Raw genomic sequence first — 13,905 nt, 5'->3', positions numbered from 1 at the left:
CTCCTGGGGGTGGGCCCGCCGCCGGGCGGCGGCAGGCGGCATGGCCGTCAGGCCGGTTTGCTTTCGCCGATCAGGCTGGCAGGTGCCGGGGCGGCGCCGCCAACGCTGGTACTCGGGCCGTACATCGAGTTCCATTCCGGATAGGCCTGGGCCGGGACCTCGGTCAGGTCGAGACCGCGTTCCTCGGCGTGGGCCGGTACGCGCAGCATGCCGAACTGCTTGAGGGCGTAGGACAGCACGTAGCCGGGGATGAAGCCCAGCGCTGCCAGTACCACGGCGCCGCCGAGTTGGCCGAGGAAGCTGATCGGCGCCATGCCGTTCACGTTCGGGTAGCCGGCCAGGAAGATGCCGCTGATCACCAGGCCGGCAAAGCCGCCGAAGCCGTGTACGGCGAAGGCTCCGACCGCGTCGTCGAGGCGGAACTTGAGCAACAGGTTGTTGACCAGCGGCGCGGTGGCAGCGACGCCCATGCCGATCAGGTAGGCCAGGCCGGGGTGGTAGAGGTCCAGGCCCGGTGCCACGGAGATGATCCCGACCAGGCCGCCGGACATCATCCAGAACGGCTCGCGGGTGGTCAGGTAAGCGCCGATCAGACCGCCGGCGAAGCCCATCAGGGTGTTGAAGGCGAAGGCCGAGAGGGTGGTCGGCTGACCGTAGATGTTGATCCACTGGGCGCCTGCGTTGTAGATGATGCAGCCGCCGAGGAAGCCGAAGAAGCCGACGATGATCAGCATCAGGCCGATCACGCTCATCGGCATGCTGTGGCCGACGATGGCGTTGGCGCTGCCGTCCGGGTTGAAGCGGCCGATCCGTGCGCCGAGGTTGATCACCACGGCCAGGGCGAAGAAGCCGGCGATCATGTGCACCACGCCGGCGGCACCGACGTCATGGTAGCCCCACTTGACGGTCAGCCAGCCTTCCGGGTGCCAGCCCCAGGCGGCAGCGACCAGCCAGAGGAAGCCGCCGAGGACGATGGTGAGGATGATGAAGGCGCTCATCCGCGCCCGCTCGATCAGCGCGCCGGAGAGAATCGAGCCGGTGGTGGCGGCGAACATGGCGAAGGCCGCCCAGAAGATGCCGGTGGCGTTGTCCTGGATGTTCGGCCCCATGGATTCGCTCCAGGGCATGCCGGCGAGGAAGGCATCCATGCGTGGCACGATGCCGTCCGGGAAGGCGTTGTATACCGCCCAGCCGAGCAGGAACACGCTGGGGATGATGAAGCCGAACGCGAGGATATTCTTCACCCCGGCCGCCAGGGCATTCTTCAGGCGCGATGCGCCGATTTCGTAGGACAGGAAGCCGGCATGAATGCAGACCATCAGGGCGATACACCACCAGTAGAATATTTCCATACTCAGGGTGTTGGTCATCTCTATCAGAGCCTGCAGCTCCTCCAGAGTGGGGGTTTTCTGCTCTTCCATCAGTCGATCCTCGAGACGAATTCGTGGTGATAAAGCGGTGTTGGCAGTTTTTATTGGAATGTGCGCCCGCAGGCCCTTGGTGTTTATCTGTAGTTATAAAAAGTTCTCTGCATGAATAGGCAATCCCTGTGCCAGAACGCTTTGCGCGTGCCGCCCCTGAGTGACGGGGCGGTGGCGGCGAGCGCGGCGAAAAAGATGCCCCGTTTCTGCCCGTACAGCCTGTGATATGCCTGAAGTTGGGTCGTGTTTCAGCGCTTCTGCTGCAACATGGCCTGGATCTGTTGCACCGAGTCCTGGGTGCGCCTGGCCAGATTGCGCACCTCGTCGGCGACCACGGCGAAGCCGCGGCCCTGCTCGCCGGCGCGGGCCGCTTCGATGGCCGCGTTGAGGGCGAGCAGGTTGGTCTGTTCGGCAATGCCCTTGATCACCCCGGCGACCTGGGCGATCTGCCCGTAGGTGCTGTGGATGTTGGCCTGCTCGCGTTCGTGCATGCTGGCGGCGGTTTTCTCGTCGCTGATTTCGCGCACCGCACCGGTGACATAGAGCAGCTTGCCTTGCGCATCGCGCAGGCAGCGGCCGCGTTCGCGGAACCACAGCTCGCCACGGGTCTTGTGGCGCATGCGGTACTCCACGGCGTAGAAACCATCGTCGCTCTTGTCCAGCATCGAGGCGCTGAAGGCCTGCATGACCTGTTTGAGGTCGTCCGGGTTGACCACCTTGAAGTAGCTGTCCCAGCCATCGGGAAATTCCGCCTGGCTGTAGCCGATCAGTTCGCGGAACTGCGCAGACCAGCGGATCAGGTTCTGCGGGTGGTCGGGGTCGCCGTTCACCACGTTCATCGCCCAGCAGCCTTCGGTCAGGGTGCGTTTGGTCAGGTCCCAGACCTGACGTTCCTCGTTCCAGTGCGCACGCTCGGCGGTGAGGGTTTCGAACTGCTGGCGGCTGGCCTGCAGCTCGTCCTCGAGCAGGGCGCATTGCTGTTCGGCCTGCGCCAGGCGCTGTTGCAGGGCGGCGTATTGCTCGGTACTGCAGGGCGCCGGCGGTAGTTGCTCGGCGTGCTGGCGAATGCGCTGCAGCTCCGTCCAGTCGTGTTGCAGGCGCTGCAGGCTGCCGAGCAGCTGCGGCTGGCGCTGCAAGTGCGGGCGGCTGGTGTCCTGCGGTCGCTGGGCGAGCAGGCTGTCGAGCCATTGGTTAAGTTCGCTGGCCAGGTTGCGAGTCGCGTTGTTGAACCACATCGGCCGGATCTCCTTGGCTATGGGATGAAACGCGTAGGGGCGAGCCCTGCTCGCAAGCAGAGCCCGCTCCTACAGATGGCGGCTTCCCTAGCAATTCCTTCTCCAAGATCAGTACTGCCGCGTAGCTCGCGACTGATGGGCATGCCAATGCCGCGGCTAAAGCCTCGAAGCGGAAAGCTTCGCCCCGGGGCGGTGCTCCCACAGGGATGACGTATGCCCTCCACTTTTGCAGCAGCCGCGCCCCGCGGCGAATGGGAATAGCCAGCCATCACGACCTACGCCCGCACACGGTTCTTGTCCGGGTCGTAGGCGACAGTGCCGGCGCTCACCGTTGCCGCGATGCGTTTCTGCTGGCCGTCGAGCTTGCCCACTTCCAGCCGGGTGCCGGGCTCGCAGTAGGAGGCGTCGAGACGGCATAGGGCGATGTTCTTGCCCAGCGCTGGCGAGCGGGTGGCGCTGGTGATCACCCCGACCTGGGCGCGGCCGAGGTGTACGCAGTCGCCGTGGGACGCTGGCTCGTTGCCTTCCAGTTCGAGGCCGGCCAGCCTGTGCATCGGGTGTTCCTTGCGCCGCAGCAGCGCCTGGCGGCCGATAAAATCGTCCTGCTTGCTCTTCAGCGGCACGCAGAAGCCGATGCCGGCCTCGAACGGGTCGGTCTGGTCGCTGAACTCGTAGCCGGCGAAGATCAGCCCTGCCTCGATGCGCAGCATGTCCAGGGCGTGCAGGCCGAGCGGTGCCAGGCCCAGTGGCTCGCCGAGTTGCCAGAGGCGTTGCCAGATCTGCATGGCATCGCTGGGGTGGCACCAGATTTCAAAGCCCAGCTCGCCGGTGTAGCCGGTGCGCGAGACCATCAGCGGACAGCCGTTGTAGTCGCCCAAGCGGCCGGTGAGGAAGCGGAACCAGCCCAGCTCTGCCAGGGGCGGCTGGGTACCTGGCGTCCAGATCATCTGCTGCAGCAGTTGGCGGCTGAGCGGGCCTTGCACAGCGATGTTGTGGATCTGCTCGGAGGCGGATTTGATCCACACCTTCATGTCCAGTTTCTCGGCCTGCTGGCGCAGCCATTCGCCACCGAAGTCCTCGCCGCCGATCCAGCGGAAGGCGTCCGGGCCAAGGCGCAACAGCGTGCCGTCGTCGAGCATGCCGCCATGCTCGTAGCACATGGCGCTGTAGACCACCTGGCCTACCGCCAGCTTGCGCACGTCGCGGGTCAGGCAGTAGTTGAGCAGGGCTTCGGCGTCGGGGCCGAGCACCTCGAATTTGCGCAGGGCGGAGAGGTCCATCACCGCGACCCGTTCGCGGCAGGCGTGGTATTCCGCCAGCGTGCCGTAGCCGTCGAACTGGGTGGGGGTCCACCAGCCGCGGTAGTCGATGAAGTGGCGGGTGAGGGCAGAGGTGCCGGGGTGGAAGCCGCTCTCGCGGGTCAGCACCGGGTCGGCGTCGGGTGTCTTGCGAGTGGCCATGGCGATACTGAAACGCTCCTGTTCGGAATACACGCGGATGTGGATGTCGGTGGGCTGCCAGCCATTGGCCGGGTCGATGTCGTCCGGGCAGGAGCTGCTGGCGCAGACCAGGTCGGTCATGGCGCGCAGCAGTACATAGTCGCCGGGGCGCGACCAGGGCTCGTCGAGGGTCAGTTGCTGGTGGGCGTCGATGCCGGTGTTGAAGAAGAAATTGATCGCCGGCCAGCCGGGGCGGCCGTGCACGCCATGCTTGGCCAGTGCGCGGCTGATGTTGTCGCTGCAGTTGGCGTGGCCGAAGTAACCCTGGCTTTCGTAGTAGCGCGCGGTGCAGGCCAGGGCAAAGGTGTCGTGGCGGCCGACGGTGTCGCGCACCACCTCCAGCATCGGCTGCATGTCGCGGTCGAAGAATTTGCTGAACAGGCCGGGGCCCGGGTAGGCATTGCCGTTCAGGGTGCGGGTGACGGTGGGGTCGAGGTCGATCTCGCGGCCGGCGTCGAGGCCGCGCCGGTCGAAGGCGACGAAGTCCGAGCATTGCCGCCCGGCGACGTCGATCACCTGGATGTACTGGCCGGCAGCGACCACGTAATCGCGCGCCGTGCCGGGGTGGATGGTGAACTCGTCAACCAGTTCGCCGAGCGGCGCCGGCAGTGTCGGCAGCAGCAGGCTGGACGGGTTGGCGCGTTGGATCAGCAGGCGCAGCTCGCTGGCGCGCGTCTGCTGGTCCACCGGCGTCTGTCCGCCGGGTGCGGCGACTATCACCAGCAGTGCTGCGCTGGCGCTGAGGGTGCGGCGGTAACCGGCTGGGGTGCCGGGTGGCCAGAGCCGCGCGGCAGGCGGCAGGTGGCGGCAATCGATGCCGCGGCGCAGCAGCGCGGCGCCGACCTGGGCCGCCTCGCGGCTGCCGTCGTGCAGCAGGTGAGTGATGAACTCGGCACCCGGGCAGGCGGCGAGCCCGAGGGCGGTAAGCGCCGCTCGGCCATTGTCGGCGAAGGCCAGCAGCTCGGCGGCCTGGTCGCCTTCGAGGTCGATCAGCTCCAGGCGGTCGCCCGGCTCCAGGGCCACCACGGTCAAGCCGCCGGGGGCGACGCGGTGGCGTTCCAGCCCTGGGGTACGGGCGAACAGCGCCGGCTCCAGCGGCCGGGAAATCACGGGCAGGTTCATGTCATGGCTCCACGCAAGGATTCGTTCCGTAGGGTGCGCCGTGCGCACCGACAGCCGTGGCATTCGAGGGCCATCCATTGGTGCGCGCAGCGCACCCTACGGGTACGGTTTCAACCCACGGCTTTGATGGCGGTCGACGGCTCGTCGGCGAGGTAGGCGGATAGCGAATCGTCCAAGGCCTGCAGCCAGGGCGTGTGGTGCGGCGTGGCCAGGGTGCCGGTGATCAGCAAGCGGAAGCACTTGTCGCGGTAACCCATAATGTTTTCGTACTTGTCATGCTTCCATTCGAGGAAGGTCTGGTTCACCGCGGCGATGTCGAAGCTCGGGTAGTCGGTGGCTTCGATCAGTTGGCGGATGTACTCGCCCTGGAACTCGAACATCTGCTGGGCGGTTTCCAGGGTTTCTTCTTCCTGACGCCAGGCCAGGTTCTCAGCGTGCATGCGCTCCTGATCCGGCAGAGCGATGCGGCCGAGGATCACATCGCGGGCGTACCAGGCCTGGGCGTCGAACATGTTGAAGCTGTACCACTGGTCCTGCATGCCGAGGTAGATCAGCCTGGGGTTCTGCTCCCAGAACACGCCCTTGTACAGATTCAGCGGCCACAGGCGGTTGCCGGTCTTCAGGCGCAGTTCTTCCGGCAGGAAGGGGAAGTGGTGCTTGTAACCGGTACAGAGGATCACCGCGTCCACGTGCTTGCTGCTGCCGTCGGCGAAAAAGGCGGTGTTGCCGCAGACGCGCTGCAGCAGCGGCTTCTCTTCCCAGTTCGACGGCCAGCGATAGCCCATGGGCGCGCTGCGGTAGCAACTGGTGATGGAGCGGGCTCCGTACTTGAAGCATTGCGAGCCGATGTCCTCGGCCGAATAGCTGCCGCCGACGATGAGCACATCCTTGCCCTTGAATTCCAGGGCGTCGCGGAAGTCGTGGGCGTGCAGCACACGGCCGCCGAAGGATTCGAAACCCTCGAAGTAGGGCACGTTTGGGGTGGAGAAGTGGCCGCTGGCGACCACCACGTAGTCGAAGGTTTCGCTGTAGGTCAGATCCTGCTCGTAGCTGTGGGCGGTGACCTCGAAGGTGCCGTTGGCAGCGTCCCAGGTTACCCCGCGCACCGTGGTGTTGAAGCGGATGAAGGGGCGCACGCCGGCCTTCTCCACGCGGCCCTTGATGTAGTCCCAGAGCACCTCGCGCGGTGGGTAGGAGCCCATGGGGCGGCCGAAGTGTTCGTCGAAGCTGTAGTCGGCGAACTCCAGGCATTCCTTTGGCCCGTTGGACCAGAGGTAGCGGTACATGCTGCCGTGAACCGGCTCGCCGTGTTCGTCCAGGCCAGTGCGCCAGGTGTAGTTCCACATGCCGCCCCAGTCCGATTGCTTCTCGAAGCAGACCAGCTCGGGTATCTCGGCGCCCTCGGCATGGGCCGACTGGAAGGCACGCAACTGGGCGAGGCCACAGGGGCCGGCGCCGATGATGGCGACTCGTTGTTTCATGCGGGGTTCTCCAAGGTAGATAGGGGCAGGCCGGTGGCCGGGTGCTGGAGGCGCGCCGCGACCAGGGTGTTCTTCATCAGGAAGGCGATGGTCATGGGGCCGACGCCGCCGGGCACTGGGGTGATGGCGGCGGCGCGGGTGAGGGCGGAGTCGAAGTCGACATCGCCGACCAGGCGCGAACGGCCGCCTTCGTCGATGCGGTTGATGCCGACGTCGATGACCACGGCACCGGGTTTCAGCCAGTCGGCGTCGACCAGACGCGGTTTGCCGACGGCGGCGACGACGATGTCGGCCTGGCGGCACAGCTCGCGCAGGTTGGCGCTTTTCGAGTGCACCACGCTGACCGAGCAGTGGGCCTTGAGCAGCAGGGCGGCCATGGGTTTGCCGACGATATTGGAGCGGCCGATGACCACCGCATGCTTGCCGGTCAGGTCGCCGCAGCTGTCCTGCAGCAGGCGCAGGCAGCCCGCCGGGGTGCAGGGCGTGAGCACGTCGCGGCCTTGGCTGAGGCCACCGACGTTTTCGGCGTGGAAGCCGTCGACGTCCTTCAGTGGGTTGATCGCCTGCAGCACGCGGGTTTCGTCGATATGCGCCGGCAGCGGCAACTGCACGAGAATGCCGTGCACGCTGTAGTCGGCATTCAGGCTGTGGATAAGTGCCAGCAGGTCGGCTTCAGCCGTGTCTGCCGGCAGCTTGTGTTCCAGGGAGCGGATGCCGCATTCCTCGGCGCGCAGCACCTTGTTGCGCACATAGACCTGGCTGGCCGGGTCGTCGCCGACCAGCACCACGGCCAGCGCCGGTTTGATGCCGGCGGCTTTCAGGGTGCGCACATCCTCGGTCACTTCGGCCAGCACGCGGGCGGCCGCCGCCTTGCCATCGATGAGCTTGGGAGACAGGACGGCGCTCATCGGAAGATCACCGTCTTGTCGCCGTTGAGGAGCACGCGGTGTTCCAGGTGGTACTTCAGCGCCTTGGAGAGGGCCACCGTCTCGGTGTCCCGGCCGATGGCGACGAGGTCATCGGGCAGATAGGCGTGGTCCACGCGCTGGACTTCCTGTTCGATGATCGGGCCTTCGTCGAGGTCCGAGGTGACGTAGTGTGCGGTGGCGCCGATCAGCTTCACGCCGCGCTCGTAGGCCTGGTGGTAGGGCTTGGCGCCCTTGAAGCCGGGCAGGAAGGAATGGTGGATGTTGATGGCGCGGCCCGAGAGCTGCTTGCACAGATCGTCGGAAAGGATCTGCATGTAGCGGGCCAGCACCACCAACTCGGTCTGGGTCTCGTCGACGATCTTCATCAGCGCCGCTTCCTGTTGGGCCTTGGTGTCGCGGGTCACCGGCAGGTAGATGAAGCGGATGCCCTCGCGCTCGGCCATTGGCCGCAGGTCGAGGTGGTTGGAGACGATGGCGGTGATCTGCATGTCCAGCTCGCCCTTGTGGTGGCGATAAAGCAGGTCCACCAGGCAGTGGTCGAACTTGCTCACCATCAGCAGCACGCGCATCGGCCGCTGGCTTTCGAACAGTTCCCAGTCCATGGCGAAGGGCACGGCAATGTCATCGAAACCCTGGCGCAGGGCGTCGATGTCCGCCCGGGTCGTGTCATTGAAGCGGAACACCGCACGCATGAAGAAGCGCCCGGTGAACTCGTCGTCGAACTGCGCCAGCTCGCTGAGGTAGCAGTCGCGCCCGGCCAGGTAGGTGGTGACCGCCGCGACGATGCCGGAGGTGGCCGGGCAACTGATCTTGAGGATGTAATGATTCATGGTGGTGGCTCTCGTGCAGGCAAGGTCGTGCGCTCAGCCCTTGGCGGTGCGCTTCTTCTTCTCGGGGTCGTCGAACGGCAGACTGTGGGCGATGGCGGCGCAGTCGAGGCTGCCGCGCACCTGCAGGGGCACGCCCTGCTCGGCGATCTGCGGCTCGACACGGGCGATGGCCATGGAGCGTTCGGTCAGGCGCGAGTACATGGAGCAGGTGATGACGCCGACCTGACGGCCGTCGTGCCAGAGGGTGTCGCCGCCTTGGGCGGCCTGGTGGCCGTCGAGCAGCACACCGAAGATCTTGAAACGCTCCTGGCCCTTGAGCCGGTAGTGCTCGCCGGCGCCACGGAAGTCCTGCTTGCCGGGCGATACGGTGAAATCCAGGCCCAGTTCCCACAGGGTGTCGCCGGCCTTCTGATCGGCGAAGGGGTACATCTGCGAGTTGTCGTAGGGGAAGAACAGCAGGTAGCTCTCCACCCGTAGCCAGTCCAGGGCGGTGAATGCGCAGGGGATGATGCCGTAGCCCTTGCCCTGCTCCAGGATGGCGTCCCAGATCGCTGGGGCGTCGGCGGCCTTGCAGAAGATCTCGTAGCCGCGTTCGCCGGTGTAGCCGGTGCGCGAGATCATCACCGGGCGGTCGAACAGCTTGGTCTGCAGGTGGTGGAAGTAGGGCAGGTCGCGGATGCCCGGTACATGCTCGGCGAGAAAATCCACCGCGCGTGGGCCCTGCAGGGACAGGTCGTGCAGGTCGTCGTCGAACAGCACCGCCACCTGGCGGCCCTGCGCCGAGCGGATCAGCATCTCGTGGCCGGTGCCGGCGCCGTGCACCACCATGAAGGCGTTGGGGCCGGTACGGTAGACGATGCAGTCGTCGATGAACTTGCCGTCCTCATCGAGCAGGCAGGCATACACCGATTTGCCCGGATACAGCTTGCCGATGTCGCGGGTGGTGGCGTAGTCCAGCAGGCTTTCGGCGTGCGGGCCGACGTAGTGCACCTTCTTCAGCCCGGATACGTCCATCAGGCCGGCACGGGTGCGGATGGCTTCGTGGTGGTCGGCCAGGTCGCTGGCGTAGGTCCAGGCGGTGCCCATGCCGTTCCAGTCTTCGAGTTGCGAGCCGAGTGCCAGGTGACGTTCGCGCAGCGCGCTGATGCGCCATGAATTGGCCATGGTTGAATCCTCTTGTTGGGGGAGTGTTCAGGCTTCGGGATCGAACCGGCGTAGCCAGTCCACCAGCGTCTGGCGGTAACGGGTGATGCCCTTGTAGTCGGCGATGGGATCGGGCAGGTCGCGCATCACCCGGTGCAGGCGTTGGGCCCAGGCCGGATTGCTGACCAGTTCATCGAGGCTGATGAGGTAGGTGCGGATGCCGAACAGCAGCGCGTTGGAGCGCGGCAGGCGGGCCATCAGTTGCAACTCGACGCGCAGGTGCACCAGGCGGCCGACGTTGTCCGGCGTGACCTTGCCGCGATCGTTGCCCCATTCGTGGTAGGTCTCGGGCGAGGTGTCCAGGCGCGGGTTGATGGTCAGGGTCCAGTTCAGCCGGCGTACCGGCGCACCGACCTGGATGTTCAGCAAATACTTCAGCGCGCGGTCGAACACGCCCATCTGGTGCGCCATCGGCACCGGCGAATGCCACTGCTTGAAGCTCATGCCGGCGTCGAAGCGCAGCGACCAGTCGGCCGGGCAGGTGACCATGCCTGCGTCCATGAACAGGTCGCCGTCGCGCTGGTCGAGCACCGCGAAGTCGCCCTGCATCTGCCGGGTGATGTACTCCAGCGGCTCGCAGGGCAGGCTGGCCGGGTCGCCGAAAGTGAAGCGCTGGTCGATGCCCAGAGCCAGGTTCTGCCAGTGCCAGGCATCGCCTTGCCGCGTCAGGCGAAAGTGCTGTGGGTAATCGCGGGCCAGGTGCTCCATCAGCATGGCCAGGGTGTCCCAGGCGGCCTGGGCCATATGCGGCATCACCAGGCAACGGCCGGGGTCGAGTTCCAGCACGCGGGCGCGCTCGGCCATCTCGGACACGTAGTGCTCGTCCACGTCGAATTGATGTTCGAACACCGAGCCGGGATCGCGCGACACCGCCGGCTCCAGGTTGACCGAGTACATGTACTGGTCTTCCGGGAAGGGGAAAGGAAAACGGGCGATGGCGGCGGGGCTGTTGCGGAAGCTGAAGTCTTCCCGGTAGCTCTCCAGCGGTTTGAAGGTCAGGGTCATGGGTGGCGTCTCCGGGTCAGAGGTCGAGCAGGATCGGGCTGCCGCAGCCACGCGAGACGCAGGGCATCAGGCTGCTGGTGCGCTCGTTGGCGCTAAGAAAGTGGTCGCGGTGTTCCACGTCGCCTTTCAGCCAGGGCGTCTGGCACTGGCCGCAGACTCCGCCCCGGCAGAGGTTGGGCACCTCCACACCGGCAGCCTCCAGGGCTTCCAGTAGGCTTTCGTCCGCCGCCACTTCCAGTTGTTGGCCACTGCGCGCCAGCTCGACGCGGAACGGCTGGCCGGGCTCCGCCGCGGCAAAGGCTTCCCAGTGCACGCGGCGCGGGCTCCAGCCCTGGGCGGAGGCCTGTTCCTGAAGGTCCAGAAGGAGCGATTGCGGGCCACAGGCGTAGACGTGGGTACCCAGCGTGCGGCCCTGCAGCAGGCTGGCGAGGTCGAGGCGGCGCTGGCCGCTGAGGTATTCGTGCAGACGTGGACCGAGTTGCTGGCGCAGTTCATCGACATAGGCGTCGCTGCTGCCGGCGCGGTAGGCGTAGTGCAGTTCGAAGTCGGCGCCCCGGCGCAGGAGCTCCTGGCTGTAAGCGAGGAAGGGTGTGATGCCGATGCCGGCGGCCACCAGGATGTGCTTTTGTGCTTCACCGTGCAGCGGGAAGAGGTTGGCCGGTGGCGACAGGCGCAGGCGGTCGCCGACCTTCAGGTGCTGGTGCAGGTAGCGCGAACCGCCCCGCGAGGCGTCCTGCTGGCGCACGGCGATGCGGTACTGGCGGGTGTCGGCAGGGTCGCTCAGCAGCGAGTAGGCATTGCGCCGGCCGTTGGGCAGGTGCAGTTGCACGTGGCTGCCCGCCGAGAACCCCGGCAGTGTGCTGGCCAGTGCTTCGAAGCTGTATTCGCGGATCACCGGGGTGAGCTCACGGATGGCGGCGACGCGGACGTCGAGCAGGGTGCTCATGGCTGTACCCCCTGATACGGCTGGTCGGCATCGGCGCAGACCCCAAGGTAGGCCCCCAGGCGCTGCGAGAAGTGGCGGCGCACCTCCAGCATCACGCCGCACTGGGTGCAGGTCAGGTGCCCAGCGCTGGTGGCCGGCTGGCAGGTGGCGCAGTGCACGCAGAACACCAGGCGGGTGCCTTCCGGGCTGCTGCTCATGAAGATTTCGTCGGCCAGCAGGCCAGCGGCCCGCGCCAGGGCGTGCAGCGGCCAGACGAAGGCCTCGTCGCCGCGCAAATCCAGGCGCAGGCCGACGCGAGCGTCCTTCAGCGTCGTGCTGAGAACCAGCTGCAGGTCGGCGACGCTGGGAAAGTCCGGCAGGGCCAGATGGGTTATCCGGACCTTTCCCAGCTGCGCGGCGAGAGCGTCGCGCTCTTCCTGCCCGGCACCCTGGGTTACCAATAGGTGCTCGGACGCTGCTGGGCACGTCTGGCCGCTGGGATAGCGCGGCACGCTGAAGGGGTGGTTGGTTGCGGCGCTGCTCATGGCGGCCCTCTGGCTGTCTGGTTGGGCAGAGAATCGTCTGTTTCCTCGTGGGGAAGATAATTTCCTCTAGAGAATTAGCGCTCAATCCGCAGGAGGAGGTATGCCAAAAGGAGTAGTGCCCTTGCGCAGGCATGGAAGTTGCTGCCACAGGGAACCCGCCAACCCAGAGTCGCGTACCGGAGGAGGAGAGGAATGCACCACGCCAGCCTGGTATTGACCGCCGCGCCGCCGGTGCCGGCCTGGGAAGAGTTGACTGAGCGCGAAGGGCAGACCCTGGCGCTGATCGGCGCGGGCCTGAGCAACAAGCAGATCGCCCGTGAGCTGGGCATCAGCGACGGCACGGTGAAGATCTACGTGCGCAGCCTGCTGCGCAAATTCCGCCTCAGCTCCAGGCTGGAGCTGGCCACCCGGCTGCACCGCCGCGGCGCTTCCTGGCGCATGAGCGACGAAGCGGCTTTGCCCCCCGAGGGTGCAGACGAGGGCGTGACTGCACCGATTGCGCCCGCCGCAGGCCTGCTCGACGAACTGCCGGGGCTGATCTACCGCGGTGACAACGACCGCACCTGGTTTATGGAATACGTCAGCGCCGGCTGCCTGCCCCTGACCGGCTACCCCGCCGAGTACCTCACGCGCAGCCCTCAGCACAGCTTCGGTTCGCTGATCCTCGACGAGTACGCCGACTACATCTGGTATTGCGTGCAGTGCGCGCTGCTCAAGCGCGAGCCCTATCAGCTCAGCTACCGCATCCGTTGCGCCGACGGGCGGATCAAGAACGTCTGGGAGACGGGAGTGGGTATCTATTCCAGTACCGGCGAGGTGTTGGGGATCGAGGGGGCGATCTTCGAGCGCCACGACTGATTGGGCTGGGGCAGGGAGCGAGATTCTTGCGCGTCCCCGTTTCTGTGTGGGGGCTCTGCCCGACAGTAACCGGTTGGCAAGCTAGCAGGCGTTTGAAAAACGACCTGAGTTGCCAGCGCATACGTTTTCAACGGCCTGCTAGACGGCAAGCTGGTCATAAAAAGCCCCCGGCTAAGGGGGCAAGACAAGCACACAACAAATAGAGATCAGGCGAAGGCCGGCAGGGCGCCCATCTTGCCGCGGCAGTAGATCATCGGTTCGACGCGCTGCTGCGGCACGATCAGGTTCTGCACCGCACCCACCAGGATCGCGTGATCGCCACCTTCGTATTCGCGCCACAACTCGCACTCGATGATGGCGGTGGCGTTGCCTAGCAGTGGGTTGCCCAGCTCGCTCAGCGTCCATTCGATACCGTGGGCCTTGTCCTTGCCCTTCTTGGCGAAGGCATAGGCTTCGCCCTGCTGCGCTGCCGACAGCAGGTGGATGGCGAAGCGCTTGTTCTTGATCAGCACCGGGTAGGAGTCGGAGCTGTAGTTCGGGCAGAACAGCACCAGGGCCGGGTCGATGGACAGGGAGCTGAAGGCGCTGGCCGTCAGGCCGACGATCTGGCCATCGTCGTCCAGCGTGGTGATCACGGTGACGCCGGACGGAAAGGAGCCCATGACGAGTTTGTAGGTATTTGCATCGATCATTTCGAGTACCTGCTTGGCGTATCGGCTGCGACCAGCAGCGCTTTAGTGTCTGATGGTATACCATAATATTGTTCGTGCAAGCGCTATTTGCGGGTGCTCGCGGCTCGCCCAATGCACGGCGTCTGGCGGCCTGGCCTCGTGGGGTGACGCGGGGCCGCCC

The 13,905-nt window shown here is 65.9% G+C and carries 12 protein-coding genes; 1 reads left to right on the top strand and 11 read right to left on the bottom strand.

Features of this window, described 5'->3' with window-relative positions; genetic code table 11:
- Positions 1-47: 47 nt before the first annotated feature.
- The 10 genes from N5J71_RS13200 to N5J71_RS13155 form a co-directional block, all read right to left on the bottom strand.
- Complete coding sequence (locus N5J71_RS13200) at positions 48-1,421, bottom strand: ammonium transporter (RefSeq protein ID WP_279916998.1); 1,374 nt, start codon at positions 1,419-1,421, stop codon at positions 48-50.
- Between the two features lie 248 nt (positions 1,422-1,669).
- Complete coding sequence (locus tag N5J71_RS22540) at positions 1,670-2,656, bottom strand: methyl-accepting chemotaxis protein (RefSeq protein ID WP_003118340.1); 987 nt, start codon at positions 2,654-2,656, stop codon at positions 1,670-1,672.
- Between the two features lie 275 nt (positions 2,657-2,931).
- Positions 2,932-5,277, bottom strand: a complete 2,346-nt coding sequence (locus N5J71_RS13190) for a trimethylamine N-oxide demethylase (protein ID WP_003118341.1) — start codon at positions 5,275-5,277, stop codon at positions 2,932-2,934.
- A gap of 110 nt (positions 5,278-5,387) precedes the next feature.
- Positions 5,388-6,758: a trimethylamine monooxygenase gene (locus N5J71_RS13185; protein WP_279916997.1), complete on the bottom strand. Its 1,371-nt coding sequence runs from the start codon at positions 6,756-6,758 to the stop codon at positions 5,388-5,390.
- Positions 6,755-7,666, bottom strand: a complete 912-nt coding sequence (gene folD / locus N5J71_RS13180) for a bifunctional methylenetetrahydrofolate dehydrogenase/methenyltetrahydrofolate cyclohydrolase FolD (RefSeq protein WP_003118343.1) — start codon at positions 7,664-7,666, stop codon at positions 6,755-6,757. The genes N5J71_RS13185 and folD overlap by 4 nt, the downstream gene beginning before the upstream one ends.
- Positions 7,663-8,517 (bottom strand): formyltetrahydrofolate deformylase, encoded by an 855-nt coding sequence (gene purU / locus N5J71_RS13175; protein ID WP_279916996.1) that lies wholly within the window; start codon positions 8,515-8,517, stop codon positions 7,663-7,665. The genes folD and purU overlap by 4 nt, the downstream gene beginning before the upstream one ends.
- Before the next feature lie 33 nt (positions 8,518-8,550).
- A complete protein-coding gene (locus N5J71_RS13170) occupies positions 8,551-9,681 on the bottom strand; it encodes an aminomethyl transferase family protein (protein ID WP_003118347.1) in 1,131 nt (376 codons plus the stop codon).
- 27 nt (positions 9,682-9,708) lie between these two features.
- Positions 9,709-10,725, bottom strand: a complete 1,017-nt coding sequence (locus N5J71_RS13165) for a heme-dependent oxidative N-demethylase family protein (RefSeq protein WP_003118348.1) — start codon at positions 10,723-10,725, stop codon at positions 9,709-9,711.
- A gap of 16 nt (positions 10,726-10,741) precedes the next feature.
- Positions 10,742-11,671 (bottom strand): PDR/VanB family oxidoreductase, encoded by a 930-nt coding sequence (locus N5J71_RS13160; RefSeq protein WP_003118349.1) that lies wholly within the window; start codon positions 11,669-11,671, stop codon positions 10,742-10,744.
- Positions 11,668-12,195 carry a dimethylamine monooxygenase subunit DmmA family protein gene (locus N5J71_RS13155; protein WP_012019486.1) on the bottom strand — a complete coding sequence of 176 codons (528 nt, stop codon included), beginning with the start codon at positions 12,193-12,195 and terminating at the stop codon, positions 11,668-11,670. Before N5J71_RS13155 ends, N5J71_RS13160 begins: the two co-directional genes overlap by 4 nt.
- Before the next feature lie 192 nt (positions 12,196-12,387).
- Here N5J71_RS13155 and N5J71_RS13150 point away from each other — a divergent pair, with 192 nt between their 5' ends.
- Positions 12,388-13,053, top strand: coding sequence for a LuxR C-terminal-related transcriptional regulator (locus tag N5J71_RS13150; RefSeq protein ID WP_003118350.1), 666 nt, complete (start codon positions 12,388-12,390; stop codon positions 13,051-13,053).
- A gap of 206 nt (positions 13,054-13,259) precedes the next feature.
- On the opposite strand, the gene N5J71_RS13145 is transcribed toward N5J71_RS13150, so the two are convergent.
- Complete coding sequence (locus N5J71_RS13145) at positions 13,260-13,745, bottom strand: flavin reductase family protein (RefSeq protein WP_003118351.1); 486 nt, start codon at positions 13,743-13,745, stop codon at positions 13,260-13,262.
- Positions 13,746-13,905 lie beyond the last annotated feature (160 nt).

Origin of the sequence: Ectopseudomonas oleovorans (assembly GCF_029845265.1) — a bacterium.
In the GTDB taxonomy this organism is placed as follows: domain Bacteria; phylum Pseudomonadota; class Gammaproteobacteria; order Pseudomonadales; family Pseudomonadaceae; genus Aquipseudomonas; species Aquipseudomonas oleovorans.
The sequence above is the reverse complement of the archived record's forward strand: the minus strand, read 5'-3'. Positions and strand labels throughout refer to the sequence as shown.

What these genes read in the sequence shown, in the direction of transcription:
- N5J71_RS13200 (WP_279916998.1), bottom strand. Translation starts at nt 1,421, where the DNA reads ATGGAAGAGCAGAAAACCCCCACTCTGGAGGAGCTGCAGGCTCTGATA.
- N5J71_RS22540 (WP_003118340.1), bottom strand. Translation starts at nt 2,656, where the DNA reads ATGTGGTTCAACAACGCGACTCGCAACCTGGCCAGCGAACTTAACCAA.
- N5J71_RS13190 (WP_003118341.1), bottom strand. Translation starts at nt 5,277, where the DNA reads ATGAACCTGCCCGTGATTTCCCGGCCGCTGGAGCCGGCGCTGTTCGCC.
- N5J71_RS13185 (WP_279916997.1), bottom strand. Translation starts at nt 6,758, where the DNA reads ATGAAACAACGAGTCGCCATCATCGGCGCCGGCCCCTGTGGCCTCGCC.
- folD (WP_003118343.1), bottom strand. Translation starts at nt 7,666, where the DNA reads ATGAGCGCCGTCCTGTCTCCCAAGCTCATCGATGGCAAGGCGGCGGCC.
- purU (WP_279916996.1), bottom strand. Translation starts at nt 8,517, where the DNA reads ATGAATCATTACATCCTCAAGATCAGTTGCCCGGCCACCTCCGGCATC.
- N5J71_RS13170 (WP_003118347.1), bottom strand. Translation starts at nt 9,681, where the DNA reads ATGGCCAATTCATGGCGCATCAGCGCGCTGCGCGAACGTCACCTGGCA.
- N5J71_RS13165 (WP_003118348.1), bottom strand. Translation starts at nt 10,725, where the DNA reads ATGACCCTGACCTTCAAACCGCTGGAGAGCTACCGGGAAGACTTCAGC.
- N5J71_RS13160 (WP_003118349.1), bottom strand. Translation starts at nt 11,671, where the DNA reads ATGAGCACCCTGCTCGACGTCCGCGTCGCCGCCATCCGTGAGCTCACC.
- N5J71_RS13155 (WP_012019486.1), bottom strand. Translation starts at nt 12,195, where the DNA reads ATGAGCAGCGCCGCAACCAACCACCCCTTCAGCGTGCCGCGCTATCCC.
- N5J71_RS13150 (WP_003118350.1), top strand. Translation starts at nt 12,388, where the DNA reads ATGCACCACGCCAGCCTGGTATTGACCGCCGCGCCGCCGGTGCCGGCC.
- N5J71_RS13145 (WP_003118351.1), bottom strand. Translation starts at nt 13,745, where the DNA reads ATGATCGATGCAAATACCTACAAACTCGTCATGGGCTCCTTTCCGTCC.